The sequence below is a fragment of the Rhodococcus sp. EPR-157 genome (assembly GCF_001647195.1).
Taxonomy (GTDB): domain Bacteria; phylum Actinomycetota; class Actinomycetes; order Mycobacteriales; family Mycobacteriaceae; genus Rhodococcoides.
In genome coordinates this window covers 1-1,265 of the sequence record NZ_LVCV01000106.1, presented here as the reverse complement: position 1 = coordinate 1,265, position 1,265 = coordinate 1, and the positions used below count along the sequence as shown (strand labels likewise).

The following is a 1,265-nucleotide window of genomic DNA, read 5'->3' as shown; positions in this document are numbered from 1 at the left end:
ACGGCGACAACACTCTCGTCTTCTTCAAACTGTCGAGCCTTCGGCCGGGACCGGATCACCGGATGACCCGTCAGGGCATCGAAGTGGGTGAGCGCCGGAAGCCCCGGGCAGACGAGTTCGACATCATGACCGACGAGATCGCGGTTCTCGAACTCACCGACCATGGTCGACATTTCGAGATCGCTTTGGACAGGGGAGCTCTGACGGCGTTCATGTCCTGGCTCGAATCCCGTCCGTCGGGCCGCTCACGGCGCGGTCGACCGGCCGCTTAGTTCTTATCCGTCGGTGGAGCGTGATGCTCCCGGCACCCATTGGACGTCACCCTCGGGGTTTGCATGTCTGCTCAGGATGAACAGCAGGTCCGACAGTCTGTTCAGGTATTTCGCCGGCAATGTGCTCGTGTCGTCCGGGCTCGCTTCGACGGCCGCCCATGCCGCGCGTTCAGCGCGACGGGCCACCGTCCGTGCGGCGTGCAGCAAGGCACCCAGAGGTGTTCCACCAGGCAAAATGAAGGATGTGAGGGGCTCGAGGTCCTCGTTGAACTCGTCGCACCACCCTTCGAGTCGGTCGATGTAAGTCTGGTCGATGCGCAGCGGGGGATATTTCGGCTCGTGGACCACCGGTGTGGACAGGTCGGCACCGGCGTCGAACAGATCGCTCTGGATGGTACGGATGACCTGAACGACCTTCGACGACGGATTGCCCAGTGCCAGAACGACTCCGAGGCTCGCATTGGTCTCGTCGCAGTCGGCGTAGGCGACGACGCGCGGGTCGTTCTTCGGTACGCGGGAGAAGTCACTCAATCCGGTGGTGCCGTCGTCACCGGTGCGGGTGTAGATCCGAGTCAAGTGCACAGCCATGGCGCTACGGTACCGCTCGGCCCGGACCATCGGGTCGTGGCTACGCTGTCGAACTGTGAGTGAACGCTTTTTGGTCTCCGGTGGTAACCGACTCGTCGGCGAGGTGTCGGTCGGCGGTGCGAAGAACAGCGTCCTCAAGCTGATGGCAGCGGCGCTTCTGGCAGAGGGTACGAGCACGATCACCAACTGTCCCGACATTCTCGACGTACCGCTGATGGCGGAGGTCCTACGCGGACTCGGGTGTGACGTCGTGCTCGAAGGCTCGGTCGTGCACATAACGACGCCCGCCGAACCGACCCATCGTGCGGACTTTCCGGCGGTGACACAGTTCAGGGCGTCGGTCTGCGTACTGGGTCCGTTGGTTGCTCGCTGCAAGCGCGCAGTGGTAGCACTGCCGGGTGGGGA

At 63.3% G+C, this 1,265-nt stretch carries 2 protein-coding genes and 1 pseudogene; 2 read left to right on the top strand and 1 reads right to left on the bottom strand.

The window, feature by feature from the left end; all coding sequences use genetic code 11:
• On the top strand, positions 1-272 hold a 272-nt coding region (locus tag A2J03_RS04160; protein ID WP_156520192.1), incomplete at its 5' end, for a DUF2550 domain-containing protein.
• Positions 273-275: 3 nt separating this feature from the next.
• On the opposite strand, the gene A2J03_RS04155 is transcribed toward A2J03_RS04160, so the two are convergent.
• A complete protein-coding gene (locus A2J03_RS04155; RefSeq protein ID WP_068370084.1) occupies positions 276-860 on the bottom strand; it encodes a cob(I)yrinic acid a,c-diamide adenosyltransferase in 585 nt (194 codons plus the stop codon).
• 55 nt (positions 861-915) lie between these two features.
• On the opposite strand from A2J03_RS04155, the pseudogene A2J03_RS04150 reads away from it, so the two are divergent.
• Positions 916-1,265, top strand: a pseudogene (locus A2J03_RS04150) (UDP-N-acetylglucosamine 1-carboxyvinyltransferase); the annotation flags it as partial.

Bases quoted from the DNA above. Each gene is read 5' to 3' on its own strand.
- A2J03_RS04155 (WP_068370084.1), bottom strand. From the start codon at position 860: ATGGCTGTGCACTTGACTCGGATCTACACCCGCACCGGTGACGACGGC.